General features: G+C 65.8%; 26 protein-coding genes and 2 pseudogenes. 10 read left to right on the top strand and 18 right to left on the bottom strand.

Annotated elements, in window-relative coordinates; genetic code table 11:
* Positions 1 to 206: 206 nt before the first annotated feature.
* The 7 genes from AC1VNY_RS06285 to AC1VNY_RS06255 all read right to left on the bottom strand — a co-directional run bounded on the left by AC1VNY_RS06285 (position 207) and on the right by AC1VNY_RS06255 (position 6612).
* Positions 207 to 1568: a patatin-like phospholipase family protein gene (locus AC1VNY_RS06285; protein WP_168858152.1), complete on the bottom strand. Its 1362-nt coding sequence runs from the start codon at positions 1566 to 1568 to the stop codon at positions 207 to 209.
* A gap of 156 nt (positions 1569 to 1724) precedes the next feature.
* On the bottom strand, positions 1725 to 2015 hold the full coding sequence (locus AC1VNY_RS06280) for a hypothetical protein (RefSeq protein ID WP_482404530.1): 291 nt from the start codon (positions 2013 to 2015) through the stop codon (positions 1725 to 1727).
* Positions 2016 to 2018: 3 nt separating this feature from the next.
* Positions 2019 to 3494 carry an Asp-tRNA(Asn)/Glu-tRNA(Gln) amidotransferase subunit GatA gene (gatA, locus tag AC1VNY_RS06275; protein ID WP_482404529.1) on the bottom strand — a complete coding sequence of 492 codons (1476 nt, stop codon included), beginning with the start codon at positions 3492 to 3494 and terminating at the stop codon, positions 2019 to 2021.
* Complete coding sequence (locus tag AC1VNY_RS06270) at positions 3491 to 3733, bottom strand: hypothetical protein (protein ID WP_482404528.1); 243 nt, start codon at positions 3731 to 3733, stop codon at positions 3491 to 3493. Before AC1VNY_RS06270 ends, gatA begins: the two co-directional genes overlap by 4 nt.
* Positions 3734 to 3811: 78 nt before the next feature.
* Complete coding sequence (gatC, locus tag AC1VNY_RS06265; RefSeq protein WP_016843980.1) at positions 3812 to 4099, bottom strand: Asp-tRNA(Asn)/Glu-tRNA(Gln) amidotransferase subunit GatC; 288 nt, start codon at positions 4097 to 4099, stop codon at positions 3812 to 3814.
* A 374-nt stretch (positions 4100 to 4473) separates the two neighbouring features.
* Positions 4474 to 5553, bottom strand: a complete 1080-nt coding sequence (locus AC1VNY_RS06260) for an NAD(P)H-dependent flavin oxidoreductase (protein WP_482404527.1) — start codon at positions 5551 to 5553, stop codon at positions 4474 to 4476.
* 18 nt (positions 5554 to 5571) lie between these two features.
* Positions 5572 to 6612, bottom strand: coding sequence for an NAD(P)H-dependent flavin oxidoreductase (locus AC1VNY_RS06255; protein ID WP_482404609.1), 1041 nt, complete (start codon positions 6610 to 6612; stop codon positions 5572 to 5574).
* Positions 6613 to 6670: 58 nt separating this feature from the next.
* On the opposite strand from AC1VNY_RS06255, the gene AC1VNY_RS06250 reads away from it, so the two are divergent.
* The 3 genes from AC1VNY_RS06250 (at position 6671) to AC1VNY_RS06240 (ending at position 9048) form a co-directional block, all read left to right on the top strand.
* A complete protein-coding gene (locus AC1VNY_RS06250; RefSeq protein WP_482404526.1) occupies positions 6671 to 7561 on the top strand; it encodes a LysR substrate-binding domain-containing protein in 891 nt (296 codons plus the stop codon).
* A 75-nt stretch (positions 7562 to 7636) separates the two neighbouring features.
* Entirely contained in the window at positions 7637 to 8119 is a 483-nt protein-coding gene (gene ruvX, locus AC1VNY_RS06245) for a Holliday junction resolvase RuvX (RefSeq protein WP_018271965.1), read from the top strand.
* A gap of 2 nt (positions 8120 to 8121) precedes the next feature.
* Entirely contained in the window at positions 8122 to 9048 is a 927-nt protein-coding gene (locus AC1VNY_RS06240; protein ID WP_375762982.1) for an AEC family transporter, read from the top strand.
* A gap of 45 nt (positions 9049 to 9093) precedes the next feature.
* Here the strand turns inward: AC1VNY_RS06240 and AC1VNY_RS06235 are convergent, their stop codons facing one another.
* Both AC1VNY_RS06235 and AC1VNY_RS06230 read right to left on the bottom strand, forming a co-directional pair.
* The gene (locus AC1VNY_RS06235; RefSeq protein WP_482404525.1) at positions 9094 to 10221 is read right to left on the bottom strand and encodes a GNAT family N-acetyltransferase; all 1128 of its coding nucleotides are present in this window, start codon (positions 10219 to 10221) and stop codon (positions 9094 to 9096) included.
* Positions 10222 to 10547: 326 nt separating this feature from the next.
* On the bottom strand, positions 10548 to 11759 hold the full coding sequence (locus AC1VNY_RS06230; protein ID WP_482404524.1) for an ABC transporter substrate-binding protein: 1212 nt from the start codon (positions 11757 to 11759) through the stop codon (positions 10548 to 10550).
* A gap of 415 nt (positions 11760 to 12174) precedes the next feature.
* Between AC1VNY_RS06230 and AC1VNY_RS06225 the strand changes: the two genes are divergently transcribed.
* Positions 12175 to 12849 carry a hypothetical protein gene (locus tag AC1VNY_RS06225; protein ID WP_482404523.1) on the top strand — a complete coding sequence of 225 codons (675 nt, stop codon included), beginning with the start codon at positions 12175 to 12177 and terminating at the stop codon, positions 12847 to 12849.
* A gap of 5 nt (positions 12850 to 12854) precedes the next feature.
* Here AC1VNY_RS06225 and AC1VNY_RS06220 read toward each other — a convergent pair whose 3' ends face one another.
* The 5 genes and pseudogenes from AC1VNY_RS06220 to AC1VNY_RS06200 all read right to left on the bottom strand — a co-directional run bounded on the left by AC1VNY_RS06220 (position 12855) and on the right by AC1VNY_RS06200 (position 17419).
* Entirely contained in the window at positions 12855 to 13625 is a 771-nt protein-coding gene (locus AC1VNY_RS06220) for a CPBP family intramembrane glutamic endopeptidase (protein ID WP_482404522.1), read from the bottom strand.
* Between the two features lie 128 nt (positions 13626 to 13753).
* Positions 13754 to 15397, bottom strand: coding sequence for an acyl-CoA dehydrogenase family protein (locus tag AC1VNY_RS06215; RefSeq protein ID WP_482404521.1), 1644 nt, complete (start codon positions 15395 to 15397; stop codon positions 13754 to 13756).
* Positions 15398 to 15557: 160 nt separating this feature from the next.
* The gene (locus AC1VNY_RS06210; RefSeq protein ID WP_482404520.1) at positions 15558 to 16010 is read right to left on the bottom strand and encodes a hypothetical protein; all 453 of its coding nucleotides are present in this window, start codon (positions 16008 to 16010) and stop codon (positions 15558 to 15560) included.
* A gap of 32 nt (positions 16011 to 16042) precedes the next feature.
* Entirely contained in the window at positions 16043 to 16456 is a 414-nt protein-coding gene (locus AC1VNY_RS06205) for a hypothetical protein (protein ID WP_461194085.1), read from the bottom strand.
* A 229-nt stretch (positions 16457 to 16685) separates the two neighbouring features.
* A pseudogene (locus tag AC1VNY_RS06200) lies at positions 16686 to 17419 on the bottom strand (M15 family metallopeptidase).
* A gap of 267 nt (positions 17420 to 17686) precedes the next feature.
* Between AC1VNY_RS06200 and AC1VNY_RS06195 the strand changes: the two are divergent.
* The 3 genes from AC1VNY_RS06195 (at position 17687) to plsY (ending at position 20767) form a co-directional block, all read left to right on the top strand.
* Positions 17687 to 18640, top strand: a complete 954-nt coding sequence (locus AC1VNY_RS06195; RefSeq protein WP_026192854.1) for an aspartate carbamoyltransferase catalytic subunit — start codon at positions 17687 to 17689, stop codon at positions 18638 to 18640.
* A 4-nt stretch (positions 18641 to 18644) separates the two neighbouring features.
* Complete coding sequence (locus tag AC1VNY_RS06190) at positions 18645 to 19946, top strand: dihydroorotase (RefSeq protein WP_028341014.1); 1302 nt, start codon at positions 18645 to 18647, stop codon at positions 19944 to 19946.
* Positions 19947 to 20170: 224 nt separating this feature from the next.
* Positions 20171 to 20767, top strand: coding sequence for a glycerol-3-phosphate 1-O-acyltransferase PlsY (gene plsY / locus AC1VNY_RS06185; protein WP_038385335.1), 597 nt, complete (start codon positions 20171 to 20173; stop codon positions 20765 to 20767).
* An 8-nt stretch (positions 20768 to 20775) separates the two neighbouring features.
* On the opposite strand, the pseudogene AC1VNY_RS06180 reads toward plsY, so the two are convergent.
* Positions 20776 to 22013 (bottom strand): annotated as a pseudogene (locus AC1VNY_RS06180) (amidase).
* A 136-nt stretch (positions 22014 to 22149) separates the two neighbouring features.
* Between AC1VNY_RS06180 and dprA the strand changes: the two are divergent.
* Positions 22150 to 23265, top strand: coding sequence for a DNA-processing protein DprA (dprA, locus tag AC1VNY_RS06175; protein ID WP_482404519.1), 1116 nt, complete (start codon positions 22150 to 22152; stop codon positions 23263 to 23265).
* Positions 23266 to 23455: 190 nt separating this feature from the next.
* Here the strand turns inward: dprA and AC1VNY_RS06170 are convergent, their stop codons facing one another.
* Positions 23456 to 23866, bottom strand: coding sequence for a winged helix-turn-helix transcriptional regulator (locus AC1VNY_RS06170; RefSeq protein ID WP_038380388.1), 411 nt, complete (start codon positions 23864 to 23866; stop codon positions 23456 to 23458).
* Positions 23867 to 23965: 99 nt separating this feature from the next.
* On the opposite strand from AC1VNY_RS06170, the gene AC1VNY_RS06165 reads away from it, so the two are divergent.
* On the top strand, positions 23966 to 24574 hold the full coding sequence (locus AC1VNY_RS06165; protein ID WP_482404518.1) for an FMN-dependent NADH-azoreductase: 609 nt from the start codon (positions 23966 to 23968) through the stop codon (positions 24572 to 24574).
* A 57-nt stretch (positions 24575 to 24631) separates the two neighbouring features.
* On the opposite strand, the gene AC1VNY_RS06160 is transcribed toward AC1VNY_RS06165, so the two are convergent.
* Together AC1VNY_RS06160 and AC1VNY_RS06155 are read right to left on the bottom strand one after the other, a co-directional pair.
* Positions 24632 to 24790, bottom strand: coding sequence for a hypothetical protein (locus AC1VNY_RS06160; protein WP_482404517.1), 159 nt, complete (start codon positions 24788 to 24790; stop codon positions 24632 to 24634).
* Positions 24791 to 25044: 254 nt separating this feature from the next.
* Positions 25045 to 25818, bottom strand: a complete 774-nt coding sequence (locus AC1VNY_RS06155) for an SDR family NAD(P)-dependent oxidoreductase (protein WP_038385329.1) — start codon at positions 25816 to 25818, stop codon at positions 25045 to 25047.
* A gap of 109 nt (positions 25819 to 25927) precedes the next feature.
* Between AC1VNY_RS06155 and AC1VNY_RS06150 the strand changes: the two genes are divergently transcribed.
* Entirely contained in the window at positions 25928 to 26404 is a 477-nt protein-coding gene (locus tag AC1VNY_RS06150) for a winged helix-turn-helix transcriptional regulator (RefSeq protein ID WP_461194093.1), read from the top strand.
* The last annotated feature ends 392 nt before the right edge of the window (positions 26405 to 26796 follow it).

The following is a 26796-nucleotide window of genomic DNA, read 5'->3' as shown; positions in this document are numbered from 1 at the left end:
GGATAAAGGATATCTGGGATGGATTGGGCTTCGCGCAACCAATCGCGCCAGTCAAGCCGCCTTGCACCTATGGACCCCCTCATGGTGAGGAGCGCGGAACGCGCGTCTCGAACCATGAGGCCCCGCCCGCGACCTACATCCTTCGAGACGCTTGCTTCGCAGGCTTCTCAGGATGAGGATAGACGGTGTCGATGGGCGGCCGAAATCTAGAGCCCGCGCCGGAACTGCTGGTAGGCCTTGCTCGAGCGCAGCGCGTCGGCGCCGCCCGCAATCAGCTGGTCGACCTGCTCCGGCGGCAGCGACAGCCGCGTCGGGATGGCGTTCAGGATGCCGGCGCGGTCCGGTCCAAGCCGGTCGAAGCCGAGCCGCTCGACATAGATCGCGACGTCGCCGCATTTCCAGCCGGCGCCGACGCCGAGCCGGCTGCGCTCCGCCGCCGACAGCCCGCAGCGCCAGCGCTTCAGCTTGCCGGACCAGTCCTCGGCGAGCGCCGTGAAGGCGGCGTAGCTGGAGCGCACGCTGGCATCGATCGCGGTGTCGGCGGCCGCGGACACCAGTTCGACGCCGCTCGGCCCTTCGAGCGTCTGCACGAAGTCGCCGGAGATGCCGCGGCCGGCGTCGACCACCAGGAACAGGATGCGCTTCAGCTTGGCCGCCTGCCGTTCGTTCAGCGGCTCGTAGGGACGTTGCGCGGCGAGCAAGCCGATGCTCAGCCCCGACAGGCCGTAATTGTCGACGAGGCCGCCATCGAGCAGCTTGACGTAGCGCATCGAGCCGTCGCGGTAATGCGCCTGGGCCTCGGCGTAGGCGCGCAGCAGCGGCTGTGCGTTCGGATCGTTGCGCACCCGCTCGAGCCAGGCCGGCAGCGGCGCGGCGCAACCGCCGGGATAGGTTTGCAGCACGATCGGGGCGAATGCCAGCGGCACCGCGGCGGATGCCGCCACCGCTTCGGCGACACGATACGATCTGATGTCGCTGCACAAGGCGTCGAACGATGTCTTGCCGAACACGAACGGCGTGCGGTTGTAGATATCAGACGCGTTGATCCAGACCCGCGGCCGGCGATCGTCGGCCAGTGCGTCGAACCGCGCGCCGTCGAACAAATTCTGATCGAGCCAGTCGGTGAACTGGCTGTCGTTGACGCCGCCGCCGAGCGCGCGCCCGATATTGCCGAGCGAGATCCGGGTCTTCAGTCCCTCCTCGGCGTTGCGCAGCAGGAAGCGCTGGCGGAAATCGTCGAGCGCCGCGCGGCGCTTCAATCCGAAATAGGCGGCGGTGACCGATCCGCCGGAGACGCCGGAGACGAAGTCGACGCGGTCGAGCAGCGTCTTGGTGCCCGCCGCGCTCGACCGCGTATGGTCAAGCTCCTCCAGCACGCCGAAGGAAAACGCCGCCGCGCGGGTGCCGCCGCCGGAGAACGACAGCGCGAGCAGCAGATCATCTTCGTAGGCCGGAATGTCGCGCGCGCTGCTGTTGTCGGCGAGCGCGGCGCCGAGCGGCACATTGCCGGGCAGATTGTAGACGGAGGCGCAGCCGGCAAGGCCCGCCGCCACCACGGCCACCAGCATTGCTGACAGCCATCCCCCTATGCCCGACCCACGCACGAATACTCTCTTTTGCCGCTGGCCCCCGCCCGGTTCCATTAGCCTATCACGGCCAATCTGGGCGGCGGCATGGCGGCCGAAACAGGGTTAATGCTCGCGGTGCCTCCGCACCGGCGTCCTTTAGCCGCGCTGCGCCAGCAGCGTGGCTACGATCCGCTCCCACTCGGCTTCGAGCGTGTCCGTTGCGACCGGCTGGCCGGCCTGGCGATACCAGTAGCCGGCATTGCCGAGATCGCCCTCGACGCGATGCAGATGGGCATGCACCCAGGCCGAATTGGCGTCGCTCTCGTCCTGCACGATGCGGTGCGCCTGGTCCCAATCGCCCTTCTTCGCCCACCACAATGCGGCGAGCGGCGGCGACAGCGCCGCATCAGGCGCGGCGTCAGCGAGACTGGCGCGGAAATCCGCCATCGCTCACCACCATTTGGGCGCCGTGAAGCGGCCCGCCGCTTGCTCGATCACCTCGCCGAGCGAGAACAGCGTCTCCTCGTCGAACGGACGGCCGATCAATTGCAGACCGAGCGGCAGACCTTGCGAGTCCTTGCCGGCGGGCACGGCGATGCCCGGCAGGCCCGCCATGTTCACGGTCACGGTGAAGATGTCGTTGAGATACATCTCGACCGGATCGGCGCCGCCCTTCTCGCCGATGCCGAACGCGGCCGACGGCGTCGCCGGCGTCAGGATCGCGTTCACGCCCTTGGCGAAGCAGTCCTCAAAATCCTTCTTGATCAGCGTCCGCACCTTCTGCGCACGCAGATAATAGGCGTCGTAGTAGCCGGCCGACAGCACATAGGTGCCGATCAGCACGCGGCGGCGCACCTCGTCGCCAAAACCATCGGCGCGGGTGTTCTCGTACATCTCGATGATGTTCCTGCCCGGTTCGCGCAGCCCGTAGCGCACGCCGTCATAGCGCGCGAGGTTCGACGAGGCCTCGGCCGGCGCCACGATGTAATAGGCCGGCAGCGCATATTTGGTGTGCGGCAGCGACACCTCGACGAGCTCGGCGCCGGCGGCCTTCAGCCACTGCGCGCCCTCGCTCCAGAGCTTTTCGATCTCGGCCGGCATGCCGTCGAGCCGATATTCCTTGGGGATGCCGATCTTCATGCCCTTCACGGATTTTCCGATCGCGGCCTCGTAATCCGGCACGGCGATGTCGACCGACGTGGTGTCCTTGGGATCGTGCCCCGCCATCGAGCGCATCAAGATCGCGGCATCGCGCGTCGAGCGCGCGATCGGGCCGGCCTGGTCGAGCGAGGACGCAAACGCGACGATGCCCCAGCGCGAGCAGCGGCCATAGGTCGGCTTGATGCCGACGGTCGCGGTGAACGCGGCGGGCTGGCGGATCGAGCCGCCGGTGTCGGTCGCGGTCGCGCCCATGCAGAGAGCAGCCGCCACCGCCGAAGCCGAGCCGCCGGACGAGCCGCCCGGCACCAGCGTGGTGTTGGAGCCCTCACGCCGCCACGGGTTGGTGACCGGGCCGAAGCACGAGGTCTCGTTGGACGAGCCCATCGCGAACTCGTCATTGTTGAGTTTGCCGAGCAGCACCGCGCCGTCGCGCCAGAGCTGCGAAGTCACCGTCGACTCGTAGGGCGGAATGAAATTGCCGAGGATCTTCGAGCACGCCGTGGTCCTGATGTCGCGGGTCGCGAACAAGTCCTTGATGCCGAGCGGGATGCCGGCGAGCGGTCCGCCCTCGCCTTTTGCAATTTTCACGTCGGCGGCCCTGGCCATCTCGCGGGCACGGTCCGGCGTTTCGAGCACATAGGCATTGAGCACGCGCGCGGCTTCGATGGCTGCGAGATGCGCATCGGTCAGTTCGCGAGCGGTGAAAGACTTGCTCACCAGGCCCTCGCGGGCCTCGGCGATCGTCAGCGATGTCAAATCAGTCATTTATTGATCGGGCTGCAGAAGAACGGAGACAGGGTCTTGTCGTTGGCGGGATCGTCTTGGCGCGCCAGGCTATTTGCCTTGGCGTTTTCCTTGGCGCGCTCGGCGTCGAGCGCCTCGAGATGGTCGAGCACGGCGTCCATCGCCGCGTTGGGATCGGCGACCTTCCCCTTGCGCTCCATGGCATCGAGGAAGTCCATATAGGCCTTGTAGGCCTTCTCATCGTCGCACAGCAGACACATTGGGTTTTGTCGCTTTTGTTTGACGCGTTTTCTTCACGCGAACCGGGATCCACTTCGCTCGAAAACGCCTTGCTTGCGTTACTCGACCACCTTCGGCACCAGGAAGAAGTCGTTCACGGTGTCGGGCGCGTTGCGGACGATGACGTCGGCGATCTCGCCGTCATTGACCACATCGGCGCGCTTCCTCATCTCCATCGGGGTCACCGAGGTCATCGGCTCGACGCCGTCGATATTCACTTCCGACAGCTGCTCGACAAAGGCCAGCATCGCGTTCAGTTCGCCCTGGAGATGGGGAACTTCGGCGTCGCTGACCGCGATCCGCGCCAGATGCGCGATACGACGGACGGTCGTGGCGTCTACGGACATTATATAGGGCCTCGGGGCTGAAAGGTCAGGCTGAAAGGTCAGCCTGCCGTATAGCAGAGGCCGGTTTTGCGCCGCAACCGCGCGAATTTGCCCGCCCAACGGGGCCTTGGAGCCCATCCGGCGATCGGGCAAGACACCCTGCCACCCATTCCGGCTGCGAAACGCACGACGAAACCACTTCGCGGCTGCCGCGAAGTCGTCCCGAAACATACACGGCGCCTACTCGACCCAAACAAAAAGTTCGGAGCGCGTCATGTCAATGCTCAACGGCAGCCCCCGCCCGGAGGGCTGGGACCCCGCCCTCTGGTCAATCGGCACGGCGCTGGGGGTCGCGATCCTCTACGTGGCATGTCTGGTCTGAAAGAGCTGGCGCGTCAGGCCTGAGACAGAGCCCCCATCCGCGCCAGCGCCGCGCCCGCCAGCGCGCGGGTCAACTCGGCCGCCGGCATTTCCTTGCCCATCCGCACCGCCTGCCCGGCCCACAGATTGGTGAAATCGACCTTGCCCTGTTTTTCGGCGGCCGCCTTCAACGGTCCGAGGGCGGTCGCCGCATGCGGGAACGCCGGCGCGTCCGGCGAGATCGGGCCGACCTCGCGCATCACGCGGTTGGCGACGCCGCGCGCCGGGCGGCCGGTCATCACATTGGTGATGACGGTCGATTCGTCGCTCGCCTGCGCCAGCGCGATACGGGCCTGCGCCGTCACCTTGGACTCCGGACAGCGCAGATAGGCCGAGCCGACCTGCACGCCGGAGGCGCCGAGCGCGAATGCCGCGGCGATCCCGCGCCCGTCGGCGATGCCGCCGGCGGCGACGACCGGCACCTTCACCGCATCCGCCACCTGCGGCAGCAGCGAAAACGTCCCGGGCTGCTCGGCGATGTTGTCGGTCAGGAACATACCGCGATGGCCGCCGGCATCGGCGCCCTGCGCGATGATGACGTCGGCACCGTTCTCCTCGAGCCAAATCGCCTCCTTCACCGTCGTTGCCGACGACATCACGGTGGCGCCGGTGGCCTTCACCCGCTGCAGCAGTTTTGGCTCCGGCAGGCCGAAATGGAAGCTGACGACCTCGGGCTTCAACTCCTCAACCACGGCGCAGAACGCCGCATCGAACGGCGCGCGGTTCGCCGCATTGATCAGTGCATTCGGATCGAGACCGTGTTCGCGATAGTAAGGCGCCAGCCGCTGCCGCCAGTTCGCCTCGCGCGCCGGATCCGCGTCGACCGCCTTGTGGCAGAAGAAGTTGAGGTTGACCGGCGCTGAGACGCGCTGGCGGATGATGTTGACCTGCTCGCGCGCCTTCTCGGCCGACAGCATCGCGCATGGCAGCGAGCCGAGCCCGCCGCCCTGCGCCACCGCAATCACCAGCTCCGCATCCATCACGCCGGCCATCGGCGCCAGCACGATCGGGAATTCGGTCTTGAAGCGATCGATCAATCGACGGTCCGGCCACATGGTGTGTCTCGCACTTGTTCAGGTCAATGAGGAAAGAGAGTTGCGCCGGCCCTGCAGCGACTGCTCGGCCTCGGCGACGATGCGACCGACGATCTCGGCCGCCGGAACGATATCATGGATCAGGCCGACGGACTCGCCGGCAAACACCGCGGCGACATCGAAATTGGCCGCGGCCCTCGCGGCGGCATACTCCACCGCGATGTCGTCAGCGCGCTGCATCAGCTCGATCTCGCGCCCGCTCCAGCGCCGCAGATGATCGTTGGCAAGCGAACGCGCGGTGAACGGCGCCGGCCACATCAGCTTGCGCGACCAGTCGAACACCACGCCGCGCACCGTCTCGCCGCTCTTTGCCGCACAGATCAGCTGCTTGGCCTGCTCGGCCGCGTCGGCCTCGACGCTGGCGTAGAAGCGGGTTCCCATCAGCACGCCGGATGCGCCGAGCATCATCATCGCCGCGAGGCCACGCCCGTCCGCGATGCCGCCGGCCGCCACCACAGGCACGCGCCCTGCCGCGAAATCGATGATCGCCGGCACGATGTCGAGCGTGGTGCGCGATGCGCCGTGACCGCCCGCCTCCGTGCCTTGCGCGATCAGGATGTCGGCGCCGCAATCGAGCGCCTGCCTCGCCATCTCCTCGCTCTGCACCTGACAGATCAGAAGCGCGCCTGCGGCCTTGATCTTCGGCGCGAATGGCGCGGGATCGCCGAATGACAGCATCACCGCACGCGGCCGCGCATCCAGCGCGATGTCGATCAGCTCGGGCTGCTTTGCGAGGCTCCAGGTGATGAAGCCGATGCCGAACGGCTTTGCAAAACCCTTCAGCTTCGCGGTCTCGGTCCGCAGCCGCATCTTGTCGCCGTAGCCGCCGCCCAGAATGCCGAAGCCACCGGCATTGCTCACCGCCTTGACCAGCCCGCTGCCGGCAATCGTGTCCATCGGCGCAAGCAGGATCGGATGCTCGATACCCAGACGAGCCGTCAATTCGGTGCTGATCGGCATGCGCTTGCTCCCTGTTCTGGACTTGCTGTTCTGGACTTGCAGCCTAAGCGGGCCTAACATTCTCGGATAATGAATACTAGAGAACGCTACCATCTCTAAATCAGAACGGTGGTCCCAGATGGAATTGACCGACCTGCTCACCTTTTCCACCGTCGCCCGGCTCGGCGGCATCACCCGGGCCGCCGACGAGCTGAACACCGTGCAGTCGAACGTCACCCAGCGCATCAAGGCGCTGGAGGCCGAGATCGGCACCGCGCTGTTCGAGCGCCACAGCCGCGGCATGTCGCTGACCGGCGCCGGCCGCCGCCTGTTGCCCTATGCGCAGCGCATGGCGGCGCTGTCGCGCGAAGCCGTGCTCGCCGCGCGCGATGATGGGGAGCCGAAGGGTCCGCTGTCGATCGGCTCGATGGAAACCACCGCCGCGGTGCGGCTGCCGACGCTGCTCGCCGAGTTTCATCGCCGCTATCCGGCGGTGCGCCTGACGTTGCGTACCGCGCCGACCGCCGACCTCGTTGCCGCCGTGCTCGACGGCTCGCTCGACGGCGCCTTTGTCGCCGGTCCGATCGAGCATGCCGAACTGTCGGCGACATCAGCCTTCACCGAGGAACTGGTGCTGGTCACCGCGCAGCGCTGGAAATCGCTGGCCGCATTGCGCGCCGGCACGCCGGAGTCGGGCCCGACCGCGCTGGTGTTTCGCACCGGCTGCACCTACCGGCAGCGTCTCGAACAGGTGTTCACCGAGTTCGGCTGGCCATCGGCCGCCCGCTTCGAGTTCGGCACGCTCGACGGCATGGTCGGCTGCGTCGCCGCCGACATGGGCGTCACCCTGCTGCCGCGCGCCGTCGTCGAACGCGATCACGTCCAGCGCGACATCAATATCCACAAGCTCAATCCGCAGCATGCGCGTGTCGAGACGTTGTTCATCCAGCGCCGCACCGCGCATCAGTACAGCGCCTTGCAAGGGCTGGCCGCGTGCCTTCCCGGCGACGACCGTGTGATCGCTGCCTGACCGGCGTTTTCGCATGGACGCCTGCCCGCAGCCGGGCTTTGCCTCGGCGCGCGGCTGCGTGCTAATCGCAAGGGCATGCCCGCCCCCATCCTTCCCCTGATCGAAGCTGCGCCGCACTGGCCCGAGCGCGGCGCGCTTGTCGGCCTCGACCTCGGCACCAAGACCATCGGAGTCGCCGCGTCCGATCCCGACCGGCGGCTCGCCACCGGCGTCGAGACCATCCAGCGCAAGCAGTTCAAGGCCGACGCGGCGCGGCTGCTCGCGATCGCCGCCGAACGCAACGCCGTCGGCTTCGTGCTCGGCCTGCCGATCAACATGGACGGCAGCGAAGGCCCGCGCGCGCAATCGACCCGGGCCTTTGCCCGCAACCTCGCCGGCCTCACCGCGCTTGCGATCGGGCTGTGGGACGAGCGGCTCTCGACCGCGGCGGTCGAGCGCGAGCTGATCGGGATGGACGTCAGCCGCGCCCGGCGCGCCGAGGTGATCGACGAGCACGCCGCGATCTTCATCCTGCAGGGTGCGCTGGACCGGCTCGCGAAGTTGCGCGGGGAGCGCTGAAAATGGCCGTGGTGATCGCGGCGCTGCTGCCGGTGTTCCTCCTGATTGTGCTCGGCTTCGTCCTGAAGCGCACGCTGATGCAGCTCGATACGCAATGGCACGGGCTGGAGCAGCTGACTTATTACGTGCTGTTCCCGGTGCTCCTGGTGCAGACATTGGTGAAGGCCGACCTGACCAAGGTGCCGGTCGCGGGCGTCGGCGGCGCGCTGCTGCTCGCGGCGCTGGTGATGTCGCTGTTCTGTCTCGCGCTGCGCGGCCCGCTGGCCCGCGCCGGCGTTGACGGTCCCGCCTTCACCTCGATCTTCCAGGGCGCGACGCGCTGGCAGACCTATGTCGCGCTGTCGGTGTCGCGCAATCTCTATGGCAGCACAGGCCTTGCGCTGGCTTCGGTCGCGATGGTCGCGATCATCCCGCTGGTCAATGTGTTCAGCGTCGCCGTGCTGGCGAAATATGCCTCGTCGGAGAAGCGGTCGACCGGCGTCATCGTGATGACGGTCGTGAAGAACCCGCTGATCTGGGCCTGCGTCATCGGGCTCGTCATCAATGTCGCGCACATCCCGCTGCCGCAGATCTGGCATGACGTCGCCGACGCGCTCGGCGGCTCGTCGCTGGCGATCGGCCTGCTCGTCACCGGGGCCGGGCTGCATCTGGAAGGCATCTTCCGGCCCAGCCTGGCCGCCAGTATCGCGCTGGTGCTGAAACTCGTGCTGATGCCCGTCCTGACCGTCGCGCTCGCGGTGTGGTTCGGCGTTACCGGGTCCAATCTCGCCATCGTCGCAGCCTGCGCCGCGGTACCGACCTCGCCGTCAGCCTATGTGCTGGCGCGCCAGATGGGTGGCGACGCGCCGTTGCTCGCCCAGATCATCACCCTGCAGACGATTTTGGCCGCGATCACGATGCCGATCGTGATCGCCGCGGTCGGGCCCTAGAGGGCGTATCCGAGCGGCCTGGAATAGCGCCGCGCCTATCGGCTGCTACCAGACTTCGCGATAGTTCGCGAACTTGCGCAGGGTCTTGTCATAGCGGGCCGGTACGATCCAGGGCAACAGAAACCTAAAGATCGCGTTCGGAAGCGGCGAGCGAAGCCGCACATAGAGATCGAGCGGATCGAGGTCGTGCCGCATCCGGAATTTCGGTTCGTAGCTGAGACCCGTGCTTCGAAGCCACCTGTAACCGTTGGCGATCGCCCAATTCATCATGTCGCGAATAGTGTAGTAATAGAGATGAAGGTCGAGTGCGACGCCATAGTCGAGGCCGACATACTCCCAGAACAGGCTGTCGCCTTCGACCATGCAAAGGCTGAAGGCGATCACCTTCCCGCCACGGCGCCAGATGAAGAAGCGGACCTTGTCCTTCATGTCGCTGCCGAGCCGGCGGAGATAGTCGGCTGTCAGTTTCTCGAAACGGAACTTCGAACGGTCGAAGACCTGCAGGTAGAGCGGATAGATCTCGTCGACGGCATCCCTTGCGTCGTCGGTGACGGTAAGAGCTATGGTTTCACCGTCGGTTGCCTTGAATTTCTTGCGGAGCTGCCAGCGCGCCGACCGCGGCAGCGCATTTTGCATGTAGGCATCGAAGTCGTCGTGCTCGATATTGAGCGCCGTCATCGGCATGCTCGGCGCGCGGGCGAAGCCGCGCCGGACGAAGCAATCCAGCACCGGCCTGTAGCGCGCGGGGAATTCCTTCAGGACGATGAGCTGCGCCCGGCACGATCTTGCGAGAGTGACGATTTCGCTGCAAAGAATCTCCGCGATCTTGCCGGACGGCACCGTGCTTGATCCGGCAAGATGCCCTTCCCCGGCGAAGCATCCGACCATCAGGGTGCGCATTCTGAGAAACCCGGGAACGAAGCGTCGGATGCGCGCCAGCAACGGCTGCCATTCCGCTCCAAGTCCTTCGAGAATGTCCTGGTCGAGAAGAAAAAACGGCTGGACGGCGTGGAGACAGCCCGCCCGGTCGATGATTGCGAAGTACCGGTACTCGACACGCTCGCGGAGCGTATCCTCCAGGATCTCGTAGTAACGGTGATCCTTGCGCAGGTCGGCGAAACTGGCGGCCCAGGCGGGACAACCGGCGATTTCCTCGCGCGTCACGATCTTCACGCAAAATGGCGCTGTAGCAGCCGCCGCGTGCGCTACACTTGTAGTATCAGCCAGACTGACTGCGTCTGACGCCAACGCAATGCTCCGGGTGATGAAAAGTCTTTCAATACAGTATCAATGTACCTGATTTGGCCGGGGGCTCCTGTACCATCCGCGCAACAAATTATTTCTTTCGAAGCCGCGTCGCGCCGAGCGGCGCGCGCTCTCCCGCGATCGACCGGCCCGCCGGTCGCGGCGACGTAGCGTCACAACGCACCCTTGCGCTTCAGCAAGCAGCGAAAGCCCGCAACGATTGGGCGCGGCTCGTATGGCTTCGCCTGACCGCGCTATTTTCCGGACGAACCGACGAACGCCGTATCCAGCACATCACCGATCGGCTGCCAGCTACGGCCATCGAACTGAAGCAACCGCAATTGCTCGACCGGTCGGAACTGAGCGGTGTTGATCTTGATGCCGGGGAGCAGAGCGGACGCCTGATAATCCCTGAGCGCCGCGGCCTGCTTCATGACGTTCTCGCGCGACAGGTCGTTGCCGCATTGCCTGAGCACCTCGACCATCGTTTCGGCGGCGGCATAGCCGTAGACTGCCGCCGCGTCATCCTTGCCGCCGGCTTTGGTATACTTGTCCAGGAAGCTGTGCCAGCCGCCCTGCTCCGTTCTCCAGGCCGGATCGCTCGCATCCTTCAGGAACGCGGCGGTGATGACCCCGGTCGCATTCTCCGTGCCGGCCGGCTTGAGCACCGTCTCGATCGATGACGCCATCTGGTTCACGACAAACACCGGCCGCCAGCCGTGGTCGGCCGCGGCCCGGATCACCTTGGCGGCATTTTCCGGCACTCCGGCAAATACAAAGACCTCGGCGCCCGATTGCTTCAGGATCGAGACGTGGCCGTCCAGATGCTGATCGTCGACATCATAGGCGATGTCGACCCTGATGTTGTGGGCGACGTCACCCAGCCCTTGTACCAACCCCTTGAACAATTCGCGCCCGAACTGGTCATTCTCCCAAAGCGCCACGATTTTCTTGCCGGGATAGAAAGCCTGGATGTAGTTGGCGTAGATGCGCCCCTCCTCGCGATACGAAGGCTGCCAACCCATGGTCCATGGATAACGCGACGGCTCGCTGAGATCGTGATCGCCGGAAGCAACAAAAAGCTGGGGGATCTTCCGTTCGTTGAGATATTTCCGCACCGCCAGATTCCCCGGCGTGCCGAACGAACCGAACATCAACAGCACATTGTCGGTCTCGACCAGAATGCGCGTGAGATCCATGGCGTTGGAGGGATCCGACAGATCGTCGTAGGACATGAAGCGGATCTTGCGGCCATTGATGCCGCCGCGTTCGTTGATCATCTCGAAATAGGCGGCTTCCGCCTTGCCGATCTGGCCGAAAATCTCCAGCGCGCCACTGTACGGCATGACATTGCCGATGCGGATTTCGGTGTCGGTAACGCCCTGGTCGCGCACCTGCTGCGTGATGGCGCCGAGAGACGCCAGCGCGACGACGCCGGCCAGGATTGCTCGGATCAGGATAGCCATGGGAAGAGCTCGCACGACGGCAGCCGCCGCTGCCTGGTTTCAGTCCGGCCCGCGCTCATTCATTGATCCAGATCATAGCACTCGGACGGGATGCTGGCATCCCCTTCGTCAACCTTCCGATGGGCGGCGATGCGCCGCTACTGGTTCCGGATCATCATGCTGCGGAGGATCACGGAGGCCGTTACGATACCGATCGTGATCGCGGCGATTGCGCCTTAAGGTGAGCGTTCGAAGATCATCGCGCTTGTTCTGCCCTCTCGTGGCAGCATCAGGCCGGGCGTGAACCATGTCGACTTCGGGCCAGGATCCGACGTTCGCGGGAAATGCGCAAATCTCCTTTTTGCCTTTACCATCGCTTCAAGCCCGGCTTGCTAGGCTCATACACGCCTTCCCATGCAACCAGCGGGCCGCACGCATGAACAATAATTCGAGTTCGCCTGCCTTCGACGACCGTCAGCTTTGCCTCTGGCTCGCGACTCTTTCGCCCGCCGATCTGTCCGTAAATGAAGGCGCGGCGGCACGCCCCGGTAGCGCGATGGTCACGTCGGTGGGGAGCCACAATGATGTGTTGTGGTCGCAGATGGAACGCACAAACTGGACGCAACGGATCGCGGTCGACGACTTGCCCATGGCGCACCTAGCAAGCAGTTACACCTTCACTGAAACGGGCGCGCGCGCCGTAAAGACGGCACTTACTGAGCTTGTCACCCGAAAGGTGCAGCTTATGAGAAACGTCAAGGGCTTCGACGCTAGTGCGCCCGAACGCGTGAGGCAGCTGTGCGGCGTCTTCAGTTGGCTGGGCCTGAGAGCAATGTCCCAACTAACGCTTGCGCAGGAAGCGAAGCCCACGACCAGTGAAGCCCAGGCTCGGCAGCGTGACTGCATCCTGGCACTGGAAGAGATCCGCAAGGGTGTTTCAATGGCTGGACTGTACATAGCCGAGGCCATTTCGCGTGGTCCCGACAGCGAGGTTGGGCAGGACTGCCTCGAGCGGACCACCAAAGGCCTGCGCTATGCGGAACAATGTCTGACGGAATGGACGGCCGAGATGTACGCTGAGCGCCCCGGCAAGCCCTCACTGCTGTCCTGAGCCGATCAGCCCGCCAGCCACCAGGTCTGGATCGTCGCCGCGAAATTGTTCAGCCCGTGCAGCAGGATGGTCAGCCATGTCGAGCCGGTGCGGAAGCGCAAATAGCCGAACAGGAGGCCGATCGTCAGCACCTGGCAGAGGAAGAACCAGTCGTACTGCAGGTGCATCACGGTCCAGACGATCGACGACAGCAGGATCGCGCCGTAAGGGCCGAGCCTGGATTCCGACCAGCCGCGGTAGAGCCAGCCGCGCGCGAACAGCTCCTCCCAGAGCGGGGCGGCCACGGCGAAGGCGATCACCAATAGCCACAGCGCGCTGTGCTCCTGCGCCGATTTCAGCACGTCGCCCATGAAGCCCGGCGCCACCTCGCGGCCGGCGGCCCGGGACACCATGTCCCAAGCCCCCACCAGCACGACGAGCGCGACGATGCCGATGATCACGTTCTTCCACGATGTCCCGCGCAGCCCGAGGTAGTCGGCGAACGGGATCCGGGTCCGGCGGATCGCGAACCACAGCACCAGCAACACCATCGGCAGGCCGGCGAGGACCGAGAGCGAGATCGTCAGACCGTCGGCGACCACATGGGTGATGCCGGCGGTCGACACCTCCCCGCCCTGCGCGACGATGCGCCAGACGATGACCGTGACCTGGCCGACGAACATCGCGGCGAAGATCAGAAGGCCCCACAGCGCGGTGCCCCAGAATTTCCAGACCCGCGGGGGGAGCGGCGGCGGTTCGATCGCGGCAGTCGCGTCTTGCGGCGTGAGAGAATCCATCAGCGAACCTCGGCTCTATCAATTCGTCATGGCCGGGCTTGTCCCGGCCATCCACGTCTTTCCTTGCCCTGTCGAAGCAAAGACGTGGATGCCCGGCACAAGGCCGGGCATGACGGTGGTCAATGTGGTCATGGCAGCGCCCGCGCCAGCAGCGCGCGCTGATCGGCATCGGATAAGTCCACCGCGCCGTACATGCCGGCGTGGCGTTCGGCAAGCCGTGTCGCCGCGAACAGCTCGGCGTCTTTCGGCGAGACCTGGTTGAGCGCCGCGGTTGCCGCCAGGAGCGCCAGCTGCTCGACCCCAAGCCGCGCGACGCGCTCGCTGTCCGGCCGCCGGAACGACTGCCCGATCGAGGCAACAGCCTCAGCGGCGCCGGGCAGGCCCCTGGTCTCGTCGGCGAGCGCGCGCAGCACCGCGAGCGCGGCGTCGGCCTCGCGGCCGAGCGCGCGCAGCACGTCGAGGCACATCACGTTACCGGAGCCCTCCCAGATCGCGTTGACCGGCGACTCCCGGTAATGGCGCGCCAAAATGCCTTCCTCGACATAGCCATTGCCGCCGAGGCACTCCATCGCCTCATAGAGGAAGCCGGGCGCGCTCTTGCAGGTCCAGTATTTGATCGCCGGCGTCAGCAGCCGCATATAGGCGGCCTCGCCCGCATCGGCCGGCGCGCGATCGAAAGCACGGCAGAGCCGCATCACCAGCGCGATCGACGCCTCGACGTGCAGCGCCATGTCCGACAGCACCGCCTGCATCAGCGGCTGGTCGGCGAGATGCTTCTGGAACACGCTGCGGTGCCGCGCGTGATTGAGCGCATGCGCCAGCCCCGAGCGCATCAGCCCGGCGGAGGCGATCGCACAATCCTGCCGCGTCAGCTGCACCATCTGGATGATGGTGCGGATGCCCTTGCCCTCCTCGCCGATCAGCTCGGCATAAGCGCCGTGGAATTCGACCTCCGACGAGGCATTGGAGCGGTTGCCGAGCTTGTCCTTCAGGCGCTGGAAGTGGATCGCGTTGACCGTGCCGTCGGGCGCAAAGCGCGGCATGAAGAAACAGCTCAGCCCGTCCATCGTCTGCGCCAGCACCAGGAAGGCGTCGCACATCGGCGCCGACATGAACCATTTGTGCCCGGTGACGCGCCAGGCCTCGCCGTCGCGCTCGGCGCGCGTCATGTTGGCGCGCACATCCGTGCCGCCCTGCTTTTCCGTCATGCCCATGCCGAGCGTCATGCCGCGCTTGGTCCACCACGGCGCAAAGCTCGGGTCGTAGGCGCGCGTTCCGATGACCGGCATCGTCTTCGCCAGAATATCCGGCTGCGAGGCCAGCGCCGCGACCGAGGCGCGCGTCATCGTGATCGGGCAGAGATGGCCGGTCTCGACCTGGGAAGCGAGGTAGAACTTTGCTGCGCGCACCACCTCGGCCGCCCCGCCGCGCGGCCTGCCGTCGGCGCACCAGGTCGAGTTGTGCACGCCGGCATGTGCGGAGTGCGCCATCAGCTCGTGATAGGCCGGATGAAACTCGACTTCGTCGCGGCGATTGCCCCGGGCATCGAACAAGCGCAGTTTCGGCGTGTTCTCGTTGGCAACGCGGCCGCGCTCCGCCATGGCAGCGGATCCCCAATGCTTGCCGAAATCGGACAGCTCAGCCGTTGCCGCCGCTCCGCCATTGGCGGCAACCGCCGCGGCTAGCGGCGCGTCCACCGTGAACAGGTCGACATTTTCGAACGGCGGCGACTGGTTGAAGACGTCGTGGGTGGCAAACGGAGCCTGCGTCATGGTCTCCTCGGGAACTGGTCTATACGCATGCGGCCCGAACGACCGCCGTCCTCCGGCCGGGATCACGGACCAGCCGCGGCGCAATGGAATCGGAGGATCATAAGCCTGCGAGCCGGCGCGGGGCAGCGAAAAGTACGGGTCTGCTAGATGCTTCCATGCCTTAGATGCTTCCGTGCCTCGGCGCATGGCGGCCGAGCCAGCGGTCGACCCAGTCATTGACGCGGGTCCGGTTCGCCTCCTTCCTGGAAGCCTGGACAGGAAAGATGTCACCGCTGCTCAATTGCCGATCATCGGGATAGGCCGCCAACTGCAGGTTGGACTCGTGCGCGGCGCCGTCCACCGGCGAGATGTAGGCAAACCGGATCTCGATCTTGTGCTTGATGTCGGCGCCCTGCCATTTCGGATGATGGCGTGCCAGCAGCTCGGTAAGCTCGCAAGGCAACAGATCGGAGGTCGAGCTTCGCGACCCCTCGGTCTTCTCCATGTAGCATTGCTCCCTGACGCTGCTGACGCGCGCGTCGATCGGCCGGAAGTTCAGCCGCTTGTCGAGCTCGCCGTAGACATAGAAGCTCGCGACGGCGATAGCGATCAAACCGTAGAGGCCAAGGCGCATGGTTGTGCTTCCGTCCTGTCGAACCGTGGCGGTCAGATCGAACGCGTCTTGTCCGCCTTGGTCTTGGAGGCAAGGACAGGAAACACGTCCCCGGCGCGCAGCGGCTTGCCATTGGGGAAGTAGGACATCTGTAGGCTCGACTGGTGCGTGGCCCCGTCGACCGGCGAAACATAGACGACCTTCACCTCGATCTTGTGCTTCAGGTCATAGCCCTGCCACTTCGGATGTTCCTTGCGCAGCAACTCGGCGATTTCGCAGCGGGTCAGGTCGGAGGTCGACGTCGTCTTGGTGATGACGCCGCGCTCGACCTTTTCCAGATAGCATTGCTCGCTGACGCCGCTGATGCGGGCATCGACGCGCTGATAATTCGCGCTCTTGTCGTGTCGATCGTAAATCAAGACGCCGGCGACGCCGACGACAACAATTGCAATGGCTGCGAAACGCATGCTGCATGCTCCCGTGTTGCCCGCACTTCATACGGCCACAATTAAGGAGTGTTGAAAGCGCGCTCGGCTACTTTTGCGATGGCAAGCGTCGTCTTGCGAAAATGCTTCGGATTTGAGGAAAATCCTGCGCTAGAGCTTCGGCTCTGATTGAATCGGAATCGAAGCTCCAGTCTCTTGTTCTGACGCATTTTCTTCACGCGAACCGGTGTCCACTTCGCTCGAAAACGCGCTACCGCACCCGGACGATCGGGAAGTCGTAGGCCGGCCCGCCCGCCCCCGGCAGCGAAAAGTGCCACCATTCCTTGGCATAGTTCGCGAACCCCTGCCGGGTCATCGCCGCGACCAGCATGGTGCGCCAGCGTCTCTGCGCCGGCGTGATCGAGCTGGCCGCGGTGTGGGCCTTCACGTCGGAACAGTCGTAGCCGGTGCCCATGTCGACGCTGCCCTCCGGGGGCGCGCGGCGGCCGGCGCGGTGCAGTCGGCATAGTTCCTGGCCGGATCGGACTTGCGCGAATTGTCGGCGCGAAGATCGACCAGCGTGAGATCGACCGCGCCTCCGGTCGAATGCCCCGAATGGGTGGCGATGTAGCCGAGGCGGAACAGGTCCGCCTTCGAGAAAGCCGGGTTGTAGCGCCGCTCGGCGACCGTCTCCGTGCCGTTCTTCGCCCACGCCACCATGTCGGCGACGGCACGGGCCGGCCGGTAGCAATCGAACATCTTTAGCGACAGTCTTTGCCGGGCCAGTTCCTGCTGCACCGCCTTGAGCCGAAGCCCGACCTCGCGCTTCACCACGCATTCCGCCGCGCCATAGCCCGCGATCGGCCGCCCCATGAAATTGTTCGCGCTGGCGTAGCGGATGTCCTGGACGATGGTCGGGTCGATGTCGCGGAGGAACGCGAAGTCGCCGGGCAAGTTCTGAGCGAAGGCAGGCGAGACCGCCCCTGCGATCAACGCGATGGCCATCCATGCGATCACGACAATTTTCACGAGGTCTCGCTCCGGCGTCACGGCGGGGTATAGCCCGTCAGGAGGACGGCGTCGCTGCCGCTCCGCCTTTGCCCGGCCATCCACGTCTTGTTCCGGAAACCCCGCAAAAGCAAGGCGCGGATGTCCCGCGGCGAGCCCCGGCAGGACTGCCGAGAAGGCGGCGACATCTTACTCGGGGAAAACTCCCGCGAGCCCTCTTCGCGCTTGCCCCACCGGCCATCCGCGCCTATAGCTCTCGCTTTAATGACCCCATCATTGAAATCGACTTTTGTCCTCGGTCACCGGCATCTGCTGGGCATCGAGGGCCTTTCCGCTGACGACATCACGGGCCTGCTCGACCTCTCCGAGGAGTATGTCGAGCTCAACCGCCAGGTCGACAAGAAGCGCGCCAGCCTGCGCGGCCGTACCCAGGTCAATCTGTTCTTCGAGGCCTCGACCCGGACCCAGTCCTCGTTCGAGATCGCCGGAAAACGCCTGGGCGCCGACGTCATGAACATGTCGGTGTCATCGATGTCGACCCGCAAGGGCGAGACCCTGATGGACACCGCGGTGACGCTGAACGCGATGCATCCGGACATCCTGGTGGTACGCCACCACGCCTCCGGCGCGGTCGAGCTTCTGGCGCGCAAGGTTGACGGTTCCGTGATCAATGCCGGCGACGGCAGCCACGAGCACCCGACCCAGGCGCTGCTCGACGCGCTGACGATCCGCCGCAACAAGGGCCGGCTCGAGGGGCTGACGATCGCGATCTGCGGCGACGTGCTGCATTCGCGCGTGGCGCGCTCAAACATCTTCCTGCTCAACACGATGGGCGCGCGCGTCCGCGTGGTGGCCCCTTCCACCCTGCTGCCGCCCGGCATCGAGCGGATGGGCGTCGAGGTCGCGCGCGACATGCGCGAGGGGCTGAACGGCGCCGATATCGTGATGATGCTGCGGCTGCAGCGCGAACGCATGAACGGCTCCTTCGTACCGTCGTCGGGCGAGTACTTCCACTATTTCGGCCTCGACCAGAAGAAGCTCGGCTACGCCAAGCCGGATGCGCTGGTGATGCATCCTGGCCCGATGAACCGCGGTGTCGAGATCGACACCTTCGTCGCCGACGGCGCGCAGTCGCTGATCCGTGAACAAGTCGAAATGGGTGTGGCAGTGCGTATGGCGGTGCTCGAAGCACTCGCCCGCAACCTGCCGAACGCGTGATGCCATGCTGACCGACCGCCGCCCCATCCTGCTCGCCAACGCCCGCGTCATCGACCCGTCCCGCGACTTCGACGGTCCGGGCGACGTCCTGATCGCCGACGGCGTGATCCGTGACGCCAAGCGCGGCATCGGCGCCGCCGGCGTCCCCGAAGGCACCGACATCGTCAATTGCGCCGGCAAGATCGTGGCCCCCGGCCTGATCGACATGCGCGCCTTTGTCGGCGAGCCCGGCGCCAGCCATCGCGAGACCTTCGCCTCCGCCAGCCAGGCCGCCGCGGCCGGCGGCATCACCACCATCATCTGCCAGCCCGACACCTCTCCGGTGATCGACAATTCGGCGACCGTCGATTTCGTGCTGCGCCGCGCCCGCGACACCGCGATCGTCAACATCCATCCGATGGCGGCGCTGACCAAGGGCATGCAGGGCCAGGAGATGACCGAGATCGGCCTGCTCAAGGCCGCCGGCGCCGTCGCCTTCACCGACGGCGACCGTAGCGTCACCAACGCCCAGGTAATGCGGCGCGCGCTGACCTATGCCCGCGATTTCGACGCGCTGATCGTGCATCACACCGAGGACCCGCATCTGGTGGGCGAAGGCGTGATGAACGAGGGCGAATTCGCCACAAGGCTCGGCCTCGCCGGCATTCCGACCGCGGCCGAGTCGATCATGCTCGAGCGCGACATGCGGCTCGCGGGGCTCACCGGCGGCCGCTATCACGCGGCCTCGCTGACCTCGACCGAATCGCTGGAAATCCTCAAGCGCGCCCGCGACGCCGGCTACAATGTCTCGGCCTCGGTCTCGATCAACCACGTGACGCTGAACGAGAACGACATCGGCCCCTACCGCACCTTCCTCAAGCTGGCGCCGCCGCTGCGCACCGAGGAGGATCGCAAGGCGCTGGTCGCCGCGCTCGCCTCCGGGCTGATCGACGTCGTGATGAGCGACCACAATCCGCAGGACGTCGAGGTCAAGCGGCTGCCGTTCGCGGAAGCGGCGAGCGGCGCGGTCGGCCTGCAGACCATGCTGCCGGCGGCGCTGCGGCTGATCCACAATGGCGAGATGGACTTCAAGACGCTGATCCGGGCGATGTCGACGCGGCCGGCAGAATTGCTCGGCTTGCCCGGCGGCACGCTGCGCGCGGGCGCGCCGGCCGACGTCATCGTGATCGACGCCGACACGCCCTGGGTGCTCGACCGCGACGATCTCAAATCACTGTGCAAGAACACGCCCTTCGACGACGCCCGCTTCTCGGGCCGCGTGACGCGGACGATCGTCGGCGGACGGACCGTGTACGAGCACGTCTGAAACTGGGGTGGAACTCAGCGCGACGCGAGTTGCGACATCGCTTCCATCGTTGTGCCAACGACGATGGCCGCGACGTAAACGACAAAGAAAAACTGCTCCAGCCGCCTGCGAACAGAAGCCATGATAAGCTCCCTCATTACCAAGGCCATGGTGCGCATTTATGGTTAATATTTCATTGACGGCACGGCCCCATTCGGGCGGGACCGACCGAAGGAACCACCGCGATGTCTGCTGATGGCTTGCTGCCGGTCGCCTTCCTGATCGGCTACCTGCTGGGCTCGATCCCGTTCGGCATGGTGCTGACCAGGATGGCCGGCACGCAGGATCTGCGCACGGTCGGCTCGGGCAATATCGGCGCCACCAACGTGTTGCGCACCGGCCGCAAGGGCCTCGCCGCGGCGACTCTGCTCGGCGACATGTTGAAGGGCACCGTCGCCGTCATCATCGCAGGCACCATCGACGGCCCGAACGCGGCGATGCTGGCGGCGCTGGGGGCTTTCCTTGGCCACCTCTTCCCGGTCTGGCTCAAGTTTCGCGGCGGCAAGGGTGTCGCGACCTATCTCGGCGTGCTGCTCGGCCTGTTCTGGCCGGCGGCGCTGATCTTTGCCGTGATCTGGCTCGGCACCGCCTACACCACGCGCTACTCGTCGCTGTCGGCGCTGATCGCGGCGTTCGTGACGCCGCTGTTCCTGTGGTGGTTCGGCCACAACGCGCTCGCCTCGCTGTTCGCCGTGCTGACGCTGCTGCTGTTCTACATGCACCGCGAGAACATCCAGCGCCTGCAGGCCGGTACCGAAGGCAAGATCGGCGAGCGGAAGTAGCGCAGGCGCTACCGCTTCAGCGCGTCCTCGACAAAGCTCGCCGCCGCCAGCGCCTTCGCATCATCGCCAAAGCCCGCGATCACGGTGACGCCGACCGGCAATTCGCCTTCGGCGGTCAGCGTCGGCACGTTGACGCAGGGCACGCCCATCAAGGTCCAAAGCCGGTTGTAACGGGGATCGCCGGTCGACGCCAAACCCTTGGGCGCCGCGCCCGGCGCCGACAGCGTCACGAGCACGTCGACCTCGGTGAGAACAGCAGCCAGCGCCTGCCGCGCGCGCAGCGTGACGTCCATCGCCGCGTCGTACTCCGCCGGCGTGCCGCCCTGCTTTCGTCGAGCCGGCCGCGCAGCAGCGGCGGCATCGCATCGTAGTTCTGGCCGTATTCCCAGGCGAACGACTGATGCGCCTCGAACTCCTGCACCACCGGATGGATCCGCCAGGCTTCCGCGATGATCTCAGGCAGCGCGAGTTCGCGCACGGTCGCACCCGCCTGCTCCGCCGCGCGCGCCGCCTTCTGCAACGCCTCCGCGCCGGAAGGTTCCGGCGAACCGGCGAAGGCCTGCGTGACCACGCCGATGCGCGGCGCGGAAACCTTCGACGGCACCACCAGCTCAGGCCGCCTGGTCATCGCAGCGAGCCCCAGCGCGACATCACGCACGCCGGCGCCGAACAGCCCGACGGTGTCGAGCGTCCAGGAGAAGCATTTCACGCCGACGGTCGGCAGCAGCCGGTAGCTCGGCTTGATCGCGGCGACGCCGCAGAACGAGGCCGGCCGGATCACCGAACCGCCGGTCTGCGTGCCGAGCGCCAGCGGGATCATCCCGGCCGCGACCGCTGCGGCCGAGCCCGACGACGAGCCGCCCGGCGTGTGCGCGTGATTGTGCGGATTGAGCGTTGCGGTCGGATCGTTCGCCGCGAATGCCGTCGTCGTGGTCTTGCCGATGATGGTGGCGCCGGCCTGCTTCAGCGCCATCACGACCGGCGCGTCGGCGCGCGGCTGATGCCCGCGGTAGATCGCGGCGCCCATCTCGGTCGGGAGGTCGGCGGTATCGATGATGTCCTTGATGCCGACCGCAATCCCGCGCAACGGCCCGGCTTGTTGCGCGCGCGCCGTCTCGTCGAGGCGGACGAAGGCGCCGATGGTCTTGTCCTGCGCCGCGATGGCGTCCCGCGTCTGAGTGATGGCGGCATCGGTCGACATTTCGCCGGAGGCGATGCGGCGTTGGAGATCGGCAAGCGAAATCATCGGCGGACGTCCTGTTTCTTGATGGTTCTTGACGGTTTTTTGGCGGCTTCTTGCCACGCGCTTTTAGCGCGTCGCGCGCGGCTGCGCCAATGTCGCAGTTGATCACAATCTCAGGTTGGGCGAAGCTGCGGCCCGCATGCATGACCGCTCGCCAAGCCCCGCAAAACTCACCGACACCGAACGGCTCAACCGCCTGCGGCTGATCCGCTCCGACAATGTCGGCCCGCGCACCTTTGCATCGCTGCTCCGCCATTTTGGCGACGCGGCGCACGCGCTGGAACGCCTGCCCGATCTGGCGCGCCGCGGCGGCGCCTCGGGCCCCGGACGGATCTGCAGCGAGGCCGACGCCGCCGCAGAGCTCGCAACCTGCCGCAAATTCGGCATCGATCTCGTCGCACCGGAGGAAGCCCATTATCCGGCGCGGCTTGCCACCATCGACGACGCGCCGCCGCTGCTTGGTGTGCGCGGCGCGCGCGAGGCCCTGATGCGGCCGATGATCGCGATCGTCGGCTCCCGCAACGCCTCCGGCGCCGGGCTGAAATTTGCAGGCCAGCTTGCGCGCGATCTCGGCGATGCCGGCTTTGTCGTGATCTCCGGCCTCGCCCGCGGCATCGATCAGGCGGCGCACCGCGCCACCGTTGCGAGCGGCACAGTCGCCGTGCTGGCCGGCGGCCACGACAGGATCTACCCGCCGGAGCATGAGGATCTGCTGGCCGCCCTGCTCAAGCACGGCGCGGCGATCTCGGAGATGCCGCTCGGCCATGTGCCACGGGCGCGCGACTTCCCCCGCCGCAACCGCCTGATCTCGGGCGCCTCGCTCGGCGTCGTGATCGTCGAGGCCGCGCATCGCTCGGGCTCGCTGATCACGGCGCGGATGGCGGCCGAACAGGGCCGCGAAGTGTTCGCGGTGCCGGGCTCGCCGATCGATCCGCGCGCCGCCGGCGCCAACGATTTGATCAAGCAAGGTGCCACCTTGGTCACCGAAGCCGCCGACGTCATCAGCGCGGTGACGCCGATCATGGAGCGGCCGGTGATGCTTGGCGCGCGCGAGGACGACGAGCCGCTGGACTTTGCCACTGATAGCGGCGATCGCGCCCGCATCATCGATCTGCTCGGGCCGAGCCCGATCAGCCTCGACGATCTGATCCGGATGGCCGATGTGTCACCCGCCGTGGTCCGCGCGGTGCTGCTCGAGCTCGAACTCGCCGGCAAGCTCGAGCGCCACGGCGGCGGGCTGGTGTCGATGATTTGACGAGCTGAATATCTCGCTCGCGCAAACGCCTGTCCGTCATCCTGAGGAGCGCGCAGCGCGTCTCGAAGACGGCCCGACTGGTGGCCGTGCATCCTTCGAGACGCCTGCTACGCAGGCTCCTCCAGCGACAAAGGCGAAGCCTTTGCGCGGGGATGACGGGTCTACTTGTCCGAACGCGAAGGCTCCGAACTCAGCCTTCGCCATTCCGCGCATCGAAGTCGTTTCGCGCGCCCTCGATCTCCGGCAGATGCGCGAACGCCCATTCGCCGAGCGCCATCACAGGCACCGCCAGCCCGCGCCCGAGGTCGGTCAGTTCGTAGTCGACCCGCGGCGGAATGGTCGGAAATACCGTGCGCGTCACCAGGCCATCGCGCTCCAGCCCGCGCAGCGTCAAGGTCAGCATGCGCTGCGAGATGCCGTTGATCATCCGCTTCAGCTCGTTGAAGCGGCGCGGTCCATCGCGCAGCAACATGATGACCAGCACGCTCCATTTGTCGCCAACTCGCGACAGCACCGAGGCCACGCCGCGGCAGTCCTGATGCGTCCCGGGACCACGCGGCAGGCCGGTTTCGGCGGTTACATCGATGTGCTCGGGTTCCATTGGTGTGCTCGGGTTTCAAAAATGTGCGTTCTTGCGGAGATTTAAGACGGTCACTCATATAGCGCCAGTTACAAACCTATACCAAAGGTGACCTCAGCCATGAAACTTCTGCACATCGATTCCTCAGTCCTCGGCCCCCACTCCGTCAGCCGCCAGGTCTCCGCCGCCGCCGTCGAGCGGCTGCGCCAAGCCAATCCGGGCCTCGTCGTCAGCTATCGCGACCTCAGCCAGACCCCGCTCGCCCACCTCTCCGGCCTGCACCTCGCCGCCGGTCAGGGCGCCGCGCCGGACCCGTCGGTGCGCGACGACATCGCGACCGGCCAGGCCGTGCTGCACGAGTTCCTCGCGGCCGACATCGTCGTGATCGGCGCGCCCATGTACAATTTCACGATTCCGAGCCAGCTCAAGGCCTGGATCGACCGCATCCTCGTCGCGGGCAAGACCTTCAAATACGGCGCCGGCGGCGTCGAGGGACTGGCCGGCAACAAGCGCGTCATCATCGCGATCTCGCGCGGCGGATATTACGGCGCCGACACGCCGATGGCCGCGCTCGAGCACCTCGAGACCTATCTGCGCGGCGTGTTCGGCTTCATCGGCGTCAGGAATGTCGAGTTCATCCCCGCCGACGGCATCCAGGTCGGCCCCGAGCATCGCGAAAAGGCGGTTGCGGGCGCGCTGCAGGCCGCCGGCAACCTGAACGCCGCCTGATGTGATTCAAAGCGCCTGCCGTCGCTCGGCGGCGGCAGGCCGTTCAGGTGGAGAAACTCAGAACCAGACGCCCTGAATGCCGAGGATGACGGCGACCAGCGAGATCAACAGGCCGATGCCGGAAAACAGTGCGACCGCCACGAACTGTGACGTGTCCGAACTTTCCGAAGCGGACGAAACCGGGATCGACGTCGAAATGCGGGCTGCTTTCGGCATGGCGGCACTCCAAATGATTCCGTGGTGAAAAATTCCCCGCCCAATCAGGAGTCCGGGGAGTACGTCAAAGGTTCAATACACGCGATGATAGTCGCGCACGAAATCGGCCGGTGTGAAGCGCTTCACACCGGCCGTTCGTTACAATGAGAAACAAACCAGAGCGTTTTCGAGCGAAGTGGGTACCGGTTCGCGTGAAGAAAACGCGTCAGAATAAAACCAGAGCCCCGGTCCGATTTAATCGGAACGGAAAGACTCTATCCGCGATAGATCGGCGCGCCTGCGGGCGACGCCGTCGCGCCGCCATCGATGAACAGCTCCTGCCCCTGCACATGCGCAGCGTCGTCTGACGCCAGGAACAGCACGGTCTTCGAGATGTGATCGGGTTCGCCGATACGGCCGAGCGGCGTGGTCTTGCCGATCCGCTGCTCGAATGCCTTCTCGGCCTCGGGCGTCGCGATCGCCGCGCCCCAGATCGGGGTGCGCACCGCGCCCGGCGCCACCACATTGACGCGGATGTTGCGCGGCGAGAATTCTGACGCCATCACCCGCGCCATCGCGCGCACGCCGGCCTTGCTCGCGGCATAGGCCGAATAGCCGGGATTGCCGAGCACGGAAATCACCGAGCCGTTGAGAATGATCGATGCGCCGTCGTTGAGATAAGGCGCGACCGCCTGCACCGTGAAGAACACACCGGTGAGATTGGTGCGGATCACATTCTCGAAGGCGGCCAGCGTGGTGCCGCCGACCGGCGTCTGGCCGGGAATGCCGGCATTGGCGAACAGCACGTCATACTTGCCGAACTTCTCGGCGCCCTGCTTCACCGCGGCTTCCAGCGCCGCGACGTCGGTGGCATCGGCGGCCACCGCGAACGCGTTCGGCCCGAGCTCCTTGGCTGCCGCCGCAAGCGTCTCCTTGTTGCGCCCGGTGATGACGACCTTGGCGCCTTCGGCCACGAACAGCTTTGCTGTCGCGAGCCCGATGCCGCTGTTGCCGCCGGTGATCAACGCCGTCTTGTTCGCCAGTCTCATGTCCGCCTCCAGTTGGTTGCATTATTAAACTTCGTTGCCTAGCTAAGGCATACGGTTTAATATTGCAACCACACAAGGTCGTGATGGCCCAAATTCCTGGAGACAGTCGGTGAAACGAACCAGCCTTGCAGGCGACAGCTGTCCCGTCGCACGCGCGCTCGACGTGTTCGGCGACTGGTGGTCGCTGTTGATCATCCGCGACGCCAGCCTCGGCCGGCGCCGCTTCGGCGAATTCCAGGTGAGCCTCGGGCTTGCCAAGAACATCCTTGCCACACGGCTGCGCACGCTGGTCGAGCGCGGCATCCTGAAGACGGTCCCCGCCTCCGACGGCAGCGCCTATCAGGAGTATGTCCTGACGCCGAAGGGCCACGGCATCTTTCCGATCCTGGTCGCGCTGCGGCAATGGACCGAGGAATTCGACGAGCATCCGGACGAGATCGCGACCATCCTGGTCGACCGCGACAAGGGCAAGCCGGTGAAGAAGCTCGCGCTGTACTCGCAGGACGGACGCGTGCTCGGCGCCGCCGACACTGCGCTGAAGCCGCGGCCTGCTGCAAAGCGCGCGCGTCGCCTCGCGACTGCGTAGGATGGGTGTTGCCGGTACGACACGACGGGCAACTCAGCAAAACCTGTCAACCCTCGCGCGCGAAAATATTTCGCTTTATCCGAAGCGCACCTCGGTGTATGGTTTGCCCATCTCACCCGATCGAGGGGCGCTGCGCATCGTCACGGGTGTTGCGGTGAGATGCGGTGGACGCCAGGCGTGTGACTGACGAGAGCACGCAAGGCGGACGGTGAAATCGTGCAGGCCTGACGCCCTAGCGGCAGGTGTCTTTTCGCAGGACGTGAACGCGTCGTTGCGAAGACGGTGACAAAAAAGCCCAGTCTCGCCGGGGAGAGCACGTATAAGCCGTAACCCATCGCGCAGGGAAAGCCGGGTTGTTTCCGGTTACACCTGTGGTCCTACCCCCGTGCTTT

The sequence above is a fragment of the Bradyrhizobium ferriligni genome (genome assembly GCF_056837965.1).
Note: the sequence above shows the minus strand (reverse complement) of the source record. Positions and strands in the feature narration are given on the sequence as shown.